Genomic DNA, 15192 nt, shown 5'->3' with positions numbered 1-15192 from the left:
GCGTTCGCCGGGCTGACGATTCGCGTTGGGTCAGGCGATGGCGAAGAGCCGCTTTACGTTCGCGGTCGTTGCGGCAGCGACCGTTTCAGATGCTTCATCGCGCAAGCCGGCGACGCACCGCAAAACCTCAGCGACGCGCGCTGGCTCATTGCGCTCGCCACGGTGCGTCGATAACGGTTGATCCGGCGCATCGCTTTCCAGCAATAGATATTCGATGGGCATGTTGGCGACGATGCGCCGCAAGCGTTGCGCACGTTCGTAAGTCACCGGGCCGCCGATGCCGATGTGGAAGCCAAGCTTCCATAGCTGTTCCGCCTGTTGCTGACTGCCGGCAAAGCTGTGCACGACACCACGCAGGCCGCCGACGCGGCGCAGGGTGGCAGCCACTTCATCCATGGCCGCGCGCGCGTGGAGAATGACGGGAAGATCGAATTGGCGCGCCAGATTTAGCTGCTGCAGGAAGTAATGGCGCTGGTCCTCTGCGTCCAGGCCCTCGACGTGAAAATCAAGGCCGATTTCCCCCACGGCAACGGGGCGTTGTGTCGCAAGCCAATGCGACAGCGTCGTGAGATGTTCCGGTCGATGCTGGTCCATGAACATCGGGTGCATGCCATAGGCAGGAAAAAGCCCGCTGCCGGCGGTGCATAATGCTTGGATGCGCGGCCAGCTGGCGGCATCGACGCCCGGGATGACTTGCAGTGTTACACCAGCTTTCCGGGCACGCTCGATGACGGCGTCGCGGTCGTTATCGAACGAGACGTCATCCAGGTGTACGTGGCTGTCGGCAAGCGTAAGCATGGCTGTCATGATGCGTTATCTTGAGGCTGTTCTGATAGGCATGAATTGGTCTAGCCGTCATTCAGCGTATTGGCGCTTCAATGCGCCACATCAAGTCTCGCCGGGCGGCGCGCTTGCGCACATCAACATAAACAGGAGGTCGTTGTGGAAAGCAAATCGTTCAAATTCGGTGCGGTGGCAGCGGTGCTGATCGCCATTGCGGCTTTGTCGGGCTGCCAGACGCAGCCAACGACCTATCAGACGAGCTACGGCTACCACGGTTGCCAGAACTGCGGTGTCGTGCAGCAGGTGCAGCAGATCTACATCCAGCAACAGGGCAGCAATAACAGCGGCCTGGGCACAGTGATCGGCGCAGTGGCTGGCGGCCTGCTGGGTAGCACCATCGGCCACGGACGCGGCAATACGGCAGCTATCGTGGGTGGTGCCGTCGTTGGCGGCGTGGTGGGTAACAAGGTTGGCCAGGCGAACAGCCAGCCTGCCGGTACGACACCAGCGTGGCAGATCGTGGTGCGCATGGACAATGGTCAGTACGCGACGGTGACGCAGGTTCCCAATCCTGGGGTGCGCCCTGGCGACTATGTCGTAATCAGCAACAATCAGGTTTATCCGCGCTGACAAGCATTTTAAAACGGACGTCTAGACGTCCAGAAAGGAAAGGGCCCTCTTTTGAGGGCCTTTTTTATGCTTTTGCGTGCCAATTAGTTTATGGAATAGAACTTGTGATCGCCGATGGTGACGGCGCGCTGATTGCGTGACCAGTTCGGTGCCACCGAAGCCGTGGCGAAGTGGTCCGCGTGCGGCACGAAGAAACGGCGTTCGTCGACGGGAAGGCCCCAGTTTAGAATCGACTTGCCGGCGATATCCCAGGCTTTCTGGAACGCAACGACGTTGTCGATGTCTTGATTGGGCGACGTGGTTGATAACGCGAATTGATGCGGCGCCTTGACCACATCGCACACCGTACCGCCCCACTGGCCGCGTTCGCGTCGACGCATGGCGACTTCCGCCACGGCCATCTGGCCGACCGTCGACTGGCTACGTGCTTCCAGATAGACGGTGGTCGCCAGACAAGTCTGGTCTGCGAGCGGTTGGGGCAGTACGGACATCAACCACAACAACATGGAAAGTTTCATATCTGCCTCCAGCTTGCTGTACGTACGGGCGCACATACGCGCCATAACGCCGTTGCGGTGGACGGGCGGGCAGGCCGTTCCACCTGGATGTATCGCTTGCGTCGAAACCCGAGGCGCAAACGAGTGTTAACCGCTGTGATGCGGTGAAATCGATCGACATGTCCGATGCCGACCGGGAAAGCTTTTGGCTCAACGCTGCGTGCACTAAGTAGGTTGAGTGCAGCGTGTTCGCGCATACGGCGAGTTGTACTCCGGCATTCTTCTTGCCGGGTCGCGCCGATCCGGACCCCTCCGGTTCGTCGCGTATGTCAGCACCCTGTGGGCTGGTGGGTGCTGAGAAAAGTTTGGCGGAATCTAGTGGGGCGCGCCCGTCTTTGCAAGTGCTAGCGCGGCAAGATTCACAATCCGCTCACCATCATGACATGGCAAACATGATGTAAACGTCAAGCTGGCCAAGTAGTTAGCAATTGTATGTCAATGCCTTCGTCGCTGACGAAATGTTTATCGTGTTGTCCGAATTGCTCTGCTGTTTCGTCAGTCATGACAGCTAATGCTTCTATGTGCTCTTCGTGTGCGATGACATGGAGTAAGCGCATGAACTCACGATTCTCGCGTTCGAGCAACGCACCATCTTCTGTGTATTTCGATAACGCAACATGATGCAGATGCCGTTTGTTTCCACCGCGATAGTGCAAGCGCGCAACAATTTCCTGTCCTGGATAACAACCTTTGTCGAGTGCGACAGCACCAAGACGATGCAGCGATAGAGCAGGCGGAAGCAATTCGTTCAATGCGCTGTTTGGAAGCCACGCCCAGCCGTCGCGCAGCTGCTGCAGTTGCCACGCAACGTTATGGTTGTTGCTGTTCTGCAAGTTTGTACTGAACTGCATGGTATGCGTTCCGCATCCAAGACGAATGACATCATCGTGTGTTTCGACTTCGTGCAATGTCGTAGCGGCATCGCCTGAGAGCAATCCTTCCACTGCAGAAAGTTTGACGCGTGAGCGGAATACGAAGCGACGCAAGTTTTCAACAAAACTCGTTGCATCACCGCCGCGCAAAATCACCAGCAATCGGTCATCACCGATACGTGCAAGATGAAACAGATTGCGCACGCGCCCTTGTGCGTCGAGCCAACTGCTGAACTGCCAGCGCTGGTTTGCCAGCGCTGTGACTTGGCTGGTGAACTGGGTGTGTGCGAAGGCGATGGCGTCCGGACCTTCGATGAAAATGGCGTGGGCGGTATGAGATGTTGGCATGCGCGATGGGGTGGGGGTGGCAGGGGCTTGATACAAGAGGCACGGCAGCGCTCATCTTGCCTGCCTGCAACGCCAGGCGCTTGGCGTCAACTGGTTGTGCCGCTATGCCGCAAGTATTACGCTTTTACCGATACGAACATGCCCGACACGTCCTCCAAACCCGCAACGCCGAACGAACCCGCCGAGAAAGAGCGGGCAGCAACGCCCGTTTCGCCCGTGCCGGGCAAGGAACAGAACGAGCGGCCGGCGCCGGATCCCACGCGCTACGGCGATTGGGAAAAGAACGGGCGCTGCATCGACTTCTGACACTGTTGCGCCGTTTGCGCCACGGTGTTGGCGCGAGGCACCGGTGAGCGGAGCGGGGGTAGTGCGCGGGCATTAGCGATTCCACCCCAGGATAGCCGCCATGGCAGAGACGCAACGACCGCTTTCACCGCATCTACAGATATATAAGTGGCAAGTGCAGATGGTGACCTCCATCCTGCATCGCGCCACCGGCATTGCCCTTTCGGTGGGGGCCTTGATCTTCGTATGGTGGCTGGGCGCCCTGGCTGCCGGCGAGGACGCCTTTAACCAGTTCAAGATCTGCATGGGCAGCCCGATCGGCATCATCCTGCTGATTGGCTGGACCTGGTCGTTCTTCTATCACCTATGCAACGGCATCCGTCACCTGGTGCAGGATGCGGGCGCGGGCTACGCCATCGTCCAGTTCGTGCGATCCAGCTGGGCATCGGTGATCGTCAGCTTGCTGCTCACGCTTATTGTTGTTGGCTACGCGCTGTCCGCCGGAGGTGCTGCATGAGTGCGAACGCGAAAGATTTGCGGCATCCCTTAAAGCGGGCACGTGGCCTGGGTTCGGCTCAGTTCGGCGTGAGCCACTGGTGGACCCAGCGCACCACCGCCACTGGCCTGGTGGTGTTGGGGCTGTGGTTTGTGGTGCTGGTGCTGGGTCACTTGCACAGCGATTACGCAACCATGCGCGCTGTGGTCGCCAGGCCGTGGAACGCGGTGCTGTTGATTGCCTTCCTTATCACTATGTTCTGGCACGCCGTGCTCGGGCTGCAGGTAGTCATCGAAGACTACGTACATACCCGCTGGAAGGAAATTTTCCTGATGGTGGCCATCAAGTTTATCGCCGTGTTGAGCGTGCTGGGCGGCACGCTGGCCGTGCTGCGCATCGCACTGGGAGCCTGAGGTCGATGGAAGCCTACAAAGTTCAGCAGCACAAATATGACGTGATCGTGGTGGGTGCCGGCGGCGCCGGCCTGCGCGCCACGTTCGGTCTGGCCGAAAAGGGCCTGAAGGCCGCGTGCATTACCAAGGTATTCCCGACCCGTTCGCATACGGTCGCAGCGCAGGGTGGTATCGCTGCCGCCCTCGGCAACATGGGCGAGGACGACTGGCGCTTCCACTTCTACGACACCATCAAAGGGTCGGATTGGCTGGGTGATCAGGACGCCATCGAATACATGTGCCGCGAGGCCATTCCTTCGATCCTGGAGCTGGAACACTATGGCGTGCCGTTCTCGCGCACCGACGACGGCCGTATCTACCAGCGCCCCTTCGGCGGCATGACCACGCACTACGGCAAGGGCACTGCACAGCGCACTTGCGCCGCGGCTGACCGCACGGGTCACGCGATCCTGCACACGCTGTACCAGCAGGCGCTGGCGCATGACGCTACCTTCTTCATCGAATACTTCGCCATCGACCTGATCTTCGACGACGAGGGCGTGTGCCGCGGTGTGTTGGCGCTCGACATGAATGAGGGCGCCTTGCACCTGTTCCGTGGCCAGTCCGTCGTGTTGGCAACAGGCGGTTACGGTCGCGCTTACTTCAGCGCCACTTCCGCGCATACCTGCACGGGCGACGGCGGCGGCATGGTGCTGCGTTCCGGTCTCGCGCTGCAGGATATGGAGTTTGTGCAGTTCCATCCCACCGGCATCTACGGCGCCGGCTGCCTGATCACCGAAGGCGTGCGTGGCGAAGGTGGTTACCTCACCAACGCCAAGGGCGAGCGTTTCATGGAACGCTATGCACCGAGCGCCAAGGATCTCGCCTCGCGCGACGTAGTCAGCCGCGCGATGACCATGGAGATCCGCGAGGGGCGTGGCGTAGGCGAACACAAGGATCACGTGCATCTGAACCTGATGCACCTCGGTCCGGAAGTGATCCACGAGCGCCTGCCGGGCATCGCCGAATCCGCGCGCATCTTTGCGGGCGTGGATGTCACCAAGGAGCCGATTCCGGTGTTGCCGACCGTGCACTACAACATGGGCGGCATCCCGACCAACTATCACGGCGAAGTCGTGCAGAAGAAGGGCGACAACGTCGACGCCGTGGTGCCGGGCCTGTTCGCCATCGGCGAGGCTGCGTGTGTATCGGTGCATGGCGCCAACCGTCTCGGCTCCAACTCGCTGCTCGACCTGGTGGTGTTCGGCCGCGCCGTGTCGCATCGCTGCGCTGAAATCGTCAAGCCGGGCCAGGCTCACAAGGATCTGCCATCCAGTGCATTGGACAAGGCGCTATCGCGCTTTGACGGCCTACGCCACGCCAATGGCGGCACGCCGACTGCGAAGATTCGCGCCAACATGCAGCGCACCATGCAGGATGACGCCGCGGTGTTCCGCACCAGCGAATCGCTGCAGGCGGGCTGCAAGAAAATTTCACAGGTATACGACTCGTTCCAGGACGTGCGCGTCAGCGATCGTTCGATGGTGTGGAACTCGGACCTGATCGAAACGCTGGAACTGTCCAACCTGCTGGGCCAGGCGGTCGCCACGATGTATTCGGCCGAACAGCGTCACGAAAGCCGCGGTGCGCATGCGCATGAGGACTTCCCTGACCGCGACGATCACAACTGGCAGAAGCACACCATGGCCAGCGTCGATAACGATGGCAAGGTCAGCTTCGATTTCCGCCCGGTGCACATGTACACCTTGACCGGTGAGGTCGAGGTTGTGCCGCCGAAGAAGCGCGTCTATTAAGCATTACCGACTGGAGAGGCAATCGTGGCCGAGTTCACGCTACCCAAGAATTCGAAAATCCAGCCGGGCAAGCACTATCCGGCGAAGGACGCGAAGAAACCGCGGACGTTCCGCATTTATCGCTGGTCGCCGGACGATGGCCAGAACCCGCGTATCGACACGTATGAGGTCGATCTGGCCGCGTGCGGCCCGATGGTTCTGGACGCACTGCTGAAGATCAAGAACGAGATCGATCCCACGCTCACGCTGCGCCGCTCCTGCCGTGAAGGCATTTGCGGTTCCTGCGCGATGAACATCGATGGCACCAATACGCTGGCCTGCACCCGGTCCATCGAAGAGTGCGCGTCGGGTGATGTGAAGATCTACCCGCTGCCGCATATGCCGGTGGTGAAGGATCTGGTACCGGATCTCACGCACTTCTACGCTCAGTTCGCCTCGATCCGTCCGTGGCTGCGTACGCAGAGTGCGGCGCCGGATCGTGAGCGCCTGCAATCGCCGGAAGATCGCAAGAAGCTCGACGGCCTGTATGAGTGCATTCTGTGTGCTTGCTGCTCGACCAGCTGCCCGAGCTACTGGTGGAACGGCGACCGTTACCTGGGCCCAGCGATCCTCCTGCAGGCCTACCGCTGGATCGTTGACTCGCGCGACGAAGACACCGGCGCCCGTCTGGATGATCTGGAAGATCCGTTCAAGCTGTATCGCTGCCACACCATCATGAACTGCGCGCGCACGTGCCCGAAAGGATTGAATCCGGCCAAGGCGATTGCGGAGATCAAGAAGTTGCTGGTCGAGCGGCGGTCAACTTGATGGGTATCCCCGTGCCGTCATTCCCGCTTTCGCGGGAATGACGGCACGGAAGTTTGAGGGTATGCCTCAACTCCTAATGGATGAGGGTAGATGGACGAAGCCCGCCTAAAACGCCTGCGCTGGCGCACCCGCCGCGGCACGCGCGAACTGGACGCCCTATTCGGCGGCTGGCTGGAAACCTCGTTTCCTACTGCCGACGCAGCCCTGCAACAAGCTTTCGACGAACTGCTCGACGTGCAAGACCCGGACCTGTGGGACTGGGTCATGGGCCACGCCAAACCGTCACGCGCTGATTGGCAGGCGATCATCGATGACATCCGCGCCCGCCATCGGCTTTGAATACCGGCCTTCGCGCTGGGTGCCGCGTCTGTTCGCAGGTGTCACGGGTCTGGCGCTACTGGCCACAGTCGTATCGGGCCTACCGTTGCTTGCTCGCTTGGTGCTGATGTTGGCGTCGGTTGCGGGGTGTGTGCACGCCATCCGCCGCCTGTCATTGCCGATTTACGCGGTAGGCTGGGCCGACCAAAGCGGTTGGACCTTGCGAGGGCTGGATGGCGGGGATGATGTGGCCACGCTGGTGTCGTTCCGAATCGTCCGCCAGTTGGTGCTGCTTCGATTGACCAGTAGCCGCTACGGCAAGCTCACGCTCTGGCTGATGCCCGACAACACCGATTCGGACATCCGGCGACGTCTGCGAATGCGACTAGCCGTGATGCGGAAAGCCACCGAGGAACCGGCCTGACGGTTGCCGCATTGCCCCGCTTCGGGCACTCTGCGCGCGCGGCGCGGTCTCACGGATTCCTACGGCCCGCCGCCCATATCCCACAAGCGAAGCCTCCATGTTCCGACCGCTCGAGCTTTTCATCGGCCTGCGCTACGTCCGCGCCAAGCGGCGCAACCAGTTCATTTCATTCATCTCCACCGTGTCCATTGTGTGCATCACCATCAGCGTGATGGCCTTGATCACGGTGATGTCGGTGATGAACGGTTTCGATTCCCAGCTTCGTTCACGCATTCTCGGTGCGATTTCCGATGCCACGGTGTCCGGCCTGCCGGGCGAGCCGGTGCAGAACTGGCAGTACGCCTTGCAGCAAGTAAAAGCCAACCCGCACGTGCGTGGCGCCGCGCCTTATGTAGAGATTCAGTCCTTCCTGCAAGGACAGCGCTCCAGCGGCGCGATCGTGCGCGGCATTGATACCGCAAAAGAACCGGATGTGTCGGATATCAACAAGCACATGATTGCCGGTTCGTTCGATTCGCTTAAGTCGGATGACTGGAATATCGTCCTCGGTAAGGATCTCGCCTTGCAGCTTGGTTTAAACGTGGGCGACAAGGTCACCATGGTGGTACCGGAGCTGCGTGCGACGCCATTGGGCGCGGTACCGCGCATCCGTGGCTTCACCGTAAGCGGTATTTTCGAGATGGGCATGGAGGAGTTCGATTCCGGCCTCGGCCTGATCAACCTCCACAACGCAGAACAGCTGAAAAGCATCGATGGCCCGACCGGCATTCGCCTGAAGCTGGATGATCTGTACAACGCACAACCTGTAGCACGCCAGTTGGCCGATTCGCTGGGCCAGGTCTACATGGTGACTACCTGGATGGACAGCCACGCCAACTTCTTCACCGCCATCTCGATGGAGAAGAAGGTGATGTTCATCATCCTCTCGCTGATCATCCTGGTGGCGGTGATCAACCTGATTTCGATGTTGATGATGCTGGTGACCGACAAGCAGGCGGACATTGCCATCCTGCGGACCTTGGGTTCGACACCACGCAGCATCATGGGCATGTTCATGGTGCAGGGCGTGCTGGTGGGGTTTGTCGGTATCGGTTTCGGCGTGGGGCTGGGTTCGCTGCTTTCATGGCAGTTGCCCACCATTGCCAAATGGATCGAACACGTCACGGGCGTGACCTTCCTTTCGCCGGACGTTTATTACATCAGCGAAGTGCCTAGCAAACTCGACTGGCACGACGTGATCTGGGTGTCGCTGGTCACCTTCCTGTTCTCTCTGCTTGCCACGCTGTATCCCGCATGGCGCGCCTCGCGTACGCAACCGGCCCAGGCACTGCGCTATGAGTAATCCCATGACCAACGATATCGTTCTGCGCGCCAGCCACGTTGCCAAAACCTATGAGGAGGGCGATCTGCGCACGCCGGTGCTGTCCGACGTCAGCTTTGCCCTCAAGCGGCGCGAAACGCTGGCCATCGTCGGTGCTTCGGGTTCCGGTAAAAGCACGCTGCTGCACATCATCGGCGGCCTGGATACGCTCACCAACGGTGAGGTGGAAGTGGAAGGTCAGGTGCTTTCCAAGCTGTCTGACGCCGAACGCGGGCGTGTGCGCAACCGTTCGATGGGCTTCATCTATCAGTTTCATCACTTGTTGCCCGAATTCACCGCGTTGGAAAACGTATGCATGCCGCTGATGATCCGCGGCACCGGTATTCCCGAAGCGCAGAAGCAGGCCAAGGCCCTGTTGGAACGCGTGGGACTGGGCAAGCGTCTGGAGCACAAGCCGGCCGAACTTTCCGGCGGTGAGCGTCAGCGCTGTGCCGTGGCGCGTGCACTGGTGACGCGCCCCTCCTGCGTGTTGGGCGATGAGCCTACCGGTAATCTCGATGAAGACAATGCCGCGCAGGTGTATGCGCTGATGTTGGAATTGAATCGCGAGATCGGCACCAGCTTCATCCTCGTCACCCACGATAGTCGCCTGGCTGCGCGGATGGACCGCACGCTGGAATTGCATAACGGCGAGTTGCGCGACAAGGCGTAAAGCAATCGTAGGTTGGGGTGCAAACCCCAACATTGCCATGCCTATCGCCACGTTGGGGTTCGGCTGCACCTCACCCGAACCTACGCGTGCCCCTACAAGCTCCACGTTCTGCCTGCGCTAGCTTCCATGCATGGCAGAGGGAGCAATACAAGCGCGAGCATGGCCAAGCGCAATCGCATCGGCGCTGGCGCTATTGGCTGGCATATCCATCGTCCAATGGCTTCCCGTACTGCCTCCGCGTTGGCTGATGGCAAGCCTGGTGGCATGCGCGTTGATGTTTGCCTGGCGTCTTCCGCGTTTCCGCTGGGTGTCCTTGTTGCTGTTCGGATTTGCATGGGCTGTATGGCAAGGCAGTTCGGCGATGGATGCGCGCTTGCCAAAAGACTGGGAAGGTCAGGATTTCCGTGTGGTTGGCCACGTGGTGGGTTTGGCGCAAACCAAGGCAGGCGCCACCAGCGTGCAGTTCGATATCGAGCAAGCCACCCACGACGGGCAAACCATGGCATGGCAAGGACGCGCGCGCATTAGTTGGTATGGCAAGCCATCCGCGGAACCGGAACCTTGTTCGCGCTGGCAACTGCTGCTGCGTCTGCGCAGGCCACGTGGAACGATCAATCCGGGCGGCGCCGATAGCGAGCGCAGCGCACTCGCGCACGGCATCGCAGCGATTGGCTACGTGCGTGACGATCCAGGCAACGGGCGCTTGAGCGTGGCGCCATGGTGCCTGGATCGCTTACGTGGTTCGCTTACTGACGGCATCCAGGCACGAGTGCGAGACCCACATGACGCTGCCTTGCTGCGTGCCTTTACGGTCGGTGACACGCGTGGCCTTGAACGGCACGACTGGGATGTGGCGCGTGCGAATGGCGTCTCACACTTGATCGCCATTTCCGGTTTTCACGTGGGCGTTGCCGCCGTCTTTGGCGTGTGGTCGTGTTATGCCGTTTATTGGCTATGGCCCTGGCTTGCGCTGCGATGCCCTCGCGTACAGGTGCAAGCCATGTCGGCATTGGCGGCGGCCAGCGCCTACGGTGCGTTGGCCGGCTTGGGCATGCCCACCGTGCGCACGATGCTGATGATCGGCGCTTTTGCCTTGGCACGTTGCAGCCGGCGTGCCGCCGGTTCGGCGCACGCGCTGGCGATGGCGATGATCGCGATTCTGCTGGTGAACCCTACTGCCGTGCTGGAAGCAGGCTTCTGGCTCTCGTTCGTTGGTGTGGCGTTCCTGATCCTTTGCATGGATGCAAAAGGACGTGGCCTGCGCGGTTTCTTGCGTGAACTGACCTTGGGTCAGATCGTGATGACGGTTGCCTTGCTGCCGTTAACGATGTGGTTCTTCGGCGAAGCTTCTCTGGTGGGTGCTTTGTCCAATCTTGTCGCGGTGCCCTTCGTGAGTTTCGTCATCGTGCCTTGCGCCTTGTTGGGTATGTTGTTTCTGATGATTTGCCCGCCGTTGGCAGCACCGGTGCTGCGCGTGGCCGAATGGCTGACGCATGCGCAATGGTGGATGCTTGAACAGAGCGCGACATGGCCTGGTGCGCATTGGTATCTACCGGCGGTAGCACCCTGGGCACTCGTGTTCGCCACGCTAGGCGCGGTGTGGTTGTTCATGCCGCGCGGTGTACCACTGCGCATGCTGGGCGTGCTCCTGTTTTTGCCGCTGCTTTGGCCAGTTCGTCATCTACCTAGCGCAGGTGCGTTCCAAGCCTGGGTATTGGATGTAGGGCAGGGGCTTGCTGTCATCGTGCGCACACGCGATCACGCTCTGGTCTATGACGCGGGCGCGCGTTATCCATCGGAATACGATCTGGGCGCCGCCGTGGTCATTCCTTCGCTGTACGCGCTGGGTATCGATCGGCTGGACATGCTGATGATCAGCCATGCCGACAACGACCATGCCGGCGGTGCGCCTGCCGTGGCAGCGGCGTTTCCAGCAGCGCAGCGCTACTCCGGTGAACCTGGGCGCATGTCGATATCGATGGCGCAATGCCTGGCTGGACAGCAATGGATATGGGATGACGTGCGCTTTCGCGTGTTGAGTCCCGCTGCGACCACGCCGAACGCGTCGGCGAACGATCATTCCTGTGTGCTGCTGGTCGAGGGGCGAGCGGGGCGTCTTTTGCTCACCGGCGATATCGCCATGGATACGGAACCATCGGTCGCCACGTCATTGGGGCCAGGGCCGCGACCGGTGCTGCAGGTGCCTCACCATGGCAGCAACGGTTCCTCCAGCGCGGACTTCATCACAGCCGTCCAGCCTGAACTCGCCGTGGTCTCTGCCGGCTGGCGCAATCGTTTCGGCCATCCGCGCCCGGAGGTCATGCAGCGCTACGCGGCCGCGGGTGTGCCGGTATTCAATACCGCGGTGGACGGTGCCGTTCAGATTGAGTTTCCGGCTGCGGCGCCCACCTATGTAGCGGCACGCTGGCGCTTGCTACAACGGCGCTATTGGCGGGAGTGATTGGCCGCACGGTACGTTTCGGCATCACTGCTATGATGTTGGCTTGCGCAGGCGGCAGGGCCGGGAGTTTTTCCGTGGGTGATTTAGGTCAGATTCTGATGGCAGGTGGTTGGGCGATGGCGCCCATCCTGATCTGCTCGGCGGTGGCGCTGGCGATCGTGCTGGAGCGGTGCTGGACCTTGCGGCGCAGCTACGTATTGCCACCCGGATTGGCACAAGAAGTACGCGAATGGGCGCGTTCCGATCAGCTCGATCCGGCCCATCTGGAAAAACTTGCGACCGGCTCGCCGCTGGGTGAATTGCTGGCTGCCGCGTTGGCTGTGCGCCATCACTCGCGCGAGCTGATCAAGGAGCGCATCGAGGATACCGGCCGTCATGTGGTGCACCGTATGGAGCGTTATCTGAACACGCTCGGCACCATCGCCCTGATTGGCCCACTGCTCGGCCTGTTCGGTACCGTGATTGGCCTGATCCGCATGTTCATGCAAGTGATGGTGGGTGGCATGGCCGATCCCACCAAGATGGCCGGTGGTATTGGTGAGGCGTTGATCTGCACGGCTGCTGGTTTGACGGTAGCCATTCCCGCCTACGTGCTGCACCGCTATTTCCGTTCCAAGGTGGCCGGCTATGTGGTGGATATGGAAAAGCAGGCCACGCTGCTACTGGACGATCTCACGCTCTCCGCCCCCAGCACTGCGCCGCGTGCACGCCGCACACCGGTCGCTGCCGGCGACAAGGCCTCGGTCTGAACCATGCGTATCGGTAACGACCGCCGCAGCGACGATTTCGAGATCAACGTCGTATCGTTGATCGATGTGCTGCTGACCCTGCTGATGTTCTTCGTGCTCACTACCACCTTCGTGCAGCATTCGCGCTTGAAGGTGAACCTGCCGCAAGCCAGCGCGGAAGACCGCGACATGCAGCCGCCTGCAATCACCGTGATGGTGGATCGCGAAGGGCATTTCTACGTCGGCAGCGACGAAGTGGTGGGCGGCAGCGTGGATGCGCTCAAGCAGGCCATTGCGCATGTGGCCGGCGACGACCGTAACCAGACCGTCACCATCCGTGCCGACGCGATGACGGCGCACCAGAACGTGGTCACCGCCATGGATGCGCTGGGCCAGCTCGGCTTTACTCATCTTTCCATCGCTACGACGCCGACCCAGTCGGAAACGGGTAAATGAGCGAAAGCAAAAAGAAGGTTGTGTTGTGGGATGCGGAGAGCCGGCGCACATACAAGCGGCTGCTCGGCTACTCCGCACGCTACTGGCCGGTGGCGCTGATCACGATCATCGGCTTTGCGGTGGATGGCGCCTGCCTCGCGATTTTCACCGATAAGTTGCAGCCGATCATCGACGATCTGTTTGCCAAGAAAGATCCGTATCTCATCTTCTGGATGCCCATCTGGATCATCGGCATCTTTGTGGCGCGCGGCTTTGCCACCTTCATCAGCAACTACGGCATCGGCTACATCGGGCGCAATGTAGTGCAATCCATGCAGCGCGACGTGTTCGGTGCCTATTTGCGCTTGCCGGCCACGTTCTTTGGCCATGAACATTCCGGCCATCAGATTTCGCGCATCACCTATACCAGCGAACAGGTGGCCGGCGCCTCCACGGATGCCTTGAAGGTAGTGGTGACGGAAAGCGTGACGGTGCTCGGCATGTTCTATGTGATGCTGAGCAAGAGCGCGTATCTCACCATGGTGCTGTTCCTGCTCATTCCGCCGATCATGCTGATCGCCATGTTCGTCAGCCGCCGCTATCGCTCAATCAGCCGACGTATCCAGAACATGATGGGCTCGGTGACCGGCACCGTGGAAGAAGCCATTGAGGGGCACCGCGAAGTGCGCATCTATGGCGGTCAGCAGCAGGCGGGGGAGCGTTTCAAGGACGTTTCCAGCCGGGCGCGCTATCTGAACCTCAAGATCGTTGCCACGGCGGCCACTTCCAGCTCTTCTATCCAGACAGTCGCTTCGTTCGGCCTGGCAGGTCTGATTTTCCTGGCGTCGCGTCCTTCGGTGATCGACAGCATTTCGGCCGGTATGTTTGTGGCCGTCCTTACCGCCATGGGCGGTATGCTGCCTTCGCTAAAGCGCTTGGCCAACGTGCAATCGACCATTCAGACGGGTGTTGCAGCGGCCGAAAACCTGTTTGCAGTGATGGACCTACCACCTGAAGTGGACAACGGTATGCAGGTGCTTGAACGCACCCGGGGTGATCTGCGTTTCGAGGACGTGCGCCTGGTCTATCCGCGTGGCGATTTCCAAGCCTTGGCCGGCGTGAATCTGCATTGCCCTCCTGGCAGCGTGACGGCACTGGTGGGACGTTCCGGCAGCGGCAAGAGCAGCCTTGTCAGCTTGCTGCCGCGGTTCAATGCGCCAAGCAGCGGGCACATCCTGCTCGATGGTGCCGATTACGAAAGCTACACCTTGCCTTCGTTGCGCCGGCAAATCGCCTGGGTGGGACAAAGCGTCGTGTTATTCGATGGCACTGTGGCCGAAAACATTGCTTACGGTGAACTGGCTGGCGCAAGTGAGCAGGAGATCATTGCCGCCGCCGAAGCGGCGAATGCGATGGAATTCATTGCACGCATGCCGAAGGGTATCCATAGTCCGATCGGTGAACGCGGCAACATGCTTTCCGGCGGGCAGCGACAGCGCATCGCGATTGCGCGCGCGATTCTCAAGAACGCACCGATCCTGGTGCTGGATGAAGCCACTAGTGCGCTCGATACCGAATCCGAGCGATTGATCCAGCAAGCTCTCCAACGACTGATGCGCGATCGCACCACGCTGGTGATCGCACATCGCCTATCCACCATCGAACACGCCGACCAGATTGCGGTGATGGAGCAGGGCCGCATCATCGAGCGCGGCACGCACGCCGAGCTGATGGCCCTGAGCGGTCATTACGCCGCGCTGCACCGCATGCAGTTCAACGAACGTCCTACCGCGGTTGCTGCCGACTGAC

Annotated in this window: 17 protein-coding genes; 14 read left to right on the top strand and 3 right to left on the bottom strand. The window is 60.5% G+C overall.

Translation table 11 applies throughout. The annotated features are described in order from the left end of the window. Positions 1-30 precede the first annotated feature (30 nt). Entirely contained in the window at positions 31-798 is a 768-nt protein-coding gene (locus IEX75_RS01490) for a TatD family hydrolase (protein WP_188794279.1), read from the bottom strand. 144 nt (positions 799-942) lie between these two features. Between IEX75_RS01490 and IEX75_RS01485 the strand changes: the two genes are divergently transcribed. Further along, the gene (locus tag IEX75_RS01485; RefSeq protein WP_188792491.1) at positions 943-1413 is read left to right on the top strand and encodes an outer membrane lipoprotein; all 471 of its coding nucleotides are present in this window, start codon (positions 943-945) and stop codon (positions 1411-1413) included. Positions 1414-1496: 83 nt separating this feature from the next. Here IEX75_RS01485 and IEX75_RS01480 read toward each other — a convergent pair whose 3' ends face one another. Both IEX75_RS01480 and ygfZ read right to left on the bottom strand, forming a co-directional pair. After that, positions 1497-1931 (bottom strand): cell wall hydrolase, encoded by a 435-nt coding sequence (locus tag IEX75_RS01480; RefSeq protein ID WP_188792490.1) that lies wholly within the window; start codon positions 1929-1931, stop codon positions 1497-1499. 443 nt (positions 1932-2374) lie between these two features. Next, positions 2375-3190 carry a CAF17-like 4Fe-4S cluster assembly/insertion protein YgfZ gene (gene ygfZ, locus IEX75_RS01475; RefSeq protein WP_188792489.1) on the bottom strand — a complete coding sequence of 272 codons (816 nt, stop codon included), beginning with the start codon at positions 3188-3190 and terminating at the stop codon, positions 2375-2377. 138 nt (positions 3191-3328) lie between these two features. Between ygfZ and IEX75_RS24045 the strand changes: the two genes are divergently transcribed. The 13 genes from IEX75_RS24045 to msbA all read left to right on the top strand — a co-directional run bounded on the left by IEX75_RS24045 (position 3329) and on the right by msbA (position 15191). Further along, entirely contained in the window at positions 3329-3496 is a 168-nt protein-coding gene (locus tag IEX75_RS24045) for a DUF1674 domain-containing protein (RefSeq protein ID WP_229720589.1), read from the top strand. A gap of 100 nt (positions 3497-3596) precedes the next feature. Beyond that, positions 3597-3992 carry a succinate dehydrogenase, cytochrome b556 subunit gene (sdhC, locus tag IEX75_RS01465; RefSeq protein WP_188792488.1) on the top strand — a complete coding sequence of 132 codons (396 nt, stop codon included), beginning with the start codon at positions 3597-3599 and terminating at the stop codon, positions 3990-3992. Beyond that, the gene (gene sdhD, locus IEX75_RS01460; protein WP_188792487.1) at positions 3989-4384 is read left to right on the top strand and encodes a succinate dehydrogenase, hydrophobic membrane anchor protein; all 396 of its coding nucleotides are present in this window, start codon (positions 3989-3991) and stop codon (positions 4382-4384) included. The genes sdhC and sdhD overlap by 4 nt, the downstream gene beginning before the upstream one ends. A gap of 5 nt (positions 4385-4389) precedes the next feature. Continuing rightward, positions 4390-6177 (top strand): succinate dehydrogenase flavoprotein subunit, encoded by a 1788-nt coding sequence (sdhA, locus tag IEX75_RS01455; RefSeq protein WP_188792486.1) that lies wholly within the window; start codon positions 4390-4392, stop codon positions 6175-6177. A gap of 24 nt (positions 6178-6201) precedes the next feature. Then, complete coding sequence (locus IEX75_RS01450) at positions 6202-6984, top strand: succinate dehydrogenase iron-sulfur subunit (RefSeq protein ID WP_188792485.1); 783 nt, start codon at positions 6202-6204, stop codon at positions 6982-6984. A 90-nt stretch (positions 6985-7074) separates the two neighbouring features. Beyond that, a complete protein-coding gene (locus IEX75_RS01445) occupies positions 7075-7323 on the top strand; it encodes an FAD assembly factor SdhE (RefSeq protein ID WP_188792484.1) in 249 nt (82 codons plus the stop codon). Beyond that, complete coding sequence (locus IEX75_RS01440) at positions 7295-7726, top strand: YgfX family protein (RefSeq protein ID WP_188792483.1); 432 nt, start codon at positions 7295-7297, stop codon at positions 7724-7726. Before IEX75_RS01445 ends, IEX75_RS01440 begins: the two co-directional genes overlap by 29 nt. Positions 7727-7823: 97 nt before the next feature. Then, positions 7824-9068 carry a lipoprotein-releasing ABC transporter permease subunit gene (locus tag IEX75_RS01435; protein WP_188792482.1) on the top strand — a complete coding sequence of 415 codons (1245 nt, stop codon included), beginning with the start codon at positions 7824-7826 and terminating at the stop codon, positions 9066-9068. A 4-nt stretch (positions 9069-9072) separates the two neighbouring features. Further along, entirely contained in the window at positions 9073-9759 is a 687-nt protein-coding gene (gene lolD / locus IEX75_RS01430) for a lipoprotein-releasing ABC transporter ATP-binding protein LolD (RefSeq protein WP_229720588.1), read from the top strand. Between the two features lie 130 nt (positions 9760-9889). After that, complete coding sequence (locus IEX75_RS01425; protein ID WP_188792480.1) at positions 9890-12220, top strand: DNA internalization-related competence protein ComEC/Rec2; 2331 nt, start codon at positions 9890-9892, stop codon at positions 12218-12220. Positions 12221-12318: 98 nt separating this feature from the next. Further along, entirely contained in the window at positions 12319-12969 is a 651-nt protein-coding gene (locus tag IEX75_RS01420) for a MotA/TolQ/ExbB proton channel family protein (RefSeq protein WP_188794278.1), read from the top strand. A 3-nt stretch (positions 12970-12972) separates the two neighbouring features. Further along, positions 12973-13404, top strand: a complete 432-nt coding sequence (locus tag IEX75_RS01415) for an ExbD/TolR family protein (RefSeq protein ID WP_188792479.1) — start codon at positions 12973-12975, stop codon at positions 13402-13404. Beyond that, the gene (msbA, locus tag IEX75_RS01410; protein WP_188792478.1) at positions 13401-15191 is read left to right on the top strand and encodes a lipid A export permease/ATP-binding protein MsbA; all 1791 of its coding nucleotides are present in this window, start codon (positions 13401-13403) and stop codon (positions 15189-15191) included. Before IEX75_RS01415 ends, msbA begins: the two co-directional genes overlap by 4 nt. The last annotated feature ends 1 nt before the right edge of the window (position 15192 follow it).

The sequence above is a fragment of the Dyella nitratireducens genome, assembly GCF_014642835.1.
In the GTDB taxonomy this organism is placed as follows: Bacteria; Pseudomonadota; Gammaproteobacteria; order Xanthomonadales; family Rhodanobacteraceae; genus Dyella_B; species Dyella_B nitratireducens.
The sequence above is the reverse complement of the archived record's forward strand: the minus strand, read 5'-3'. Positions and strand labels throughout refer to the sequence as shown.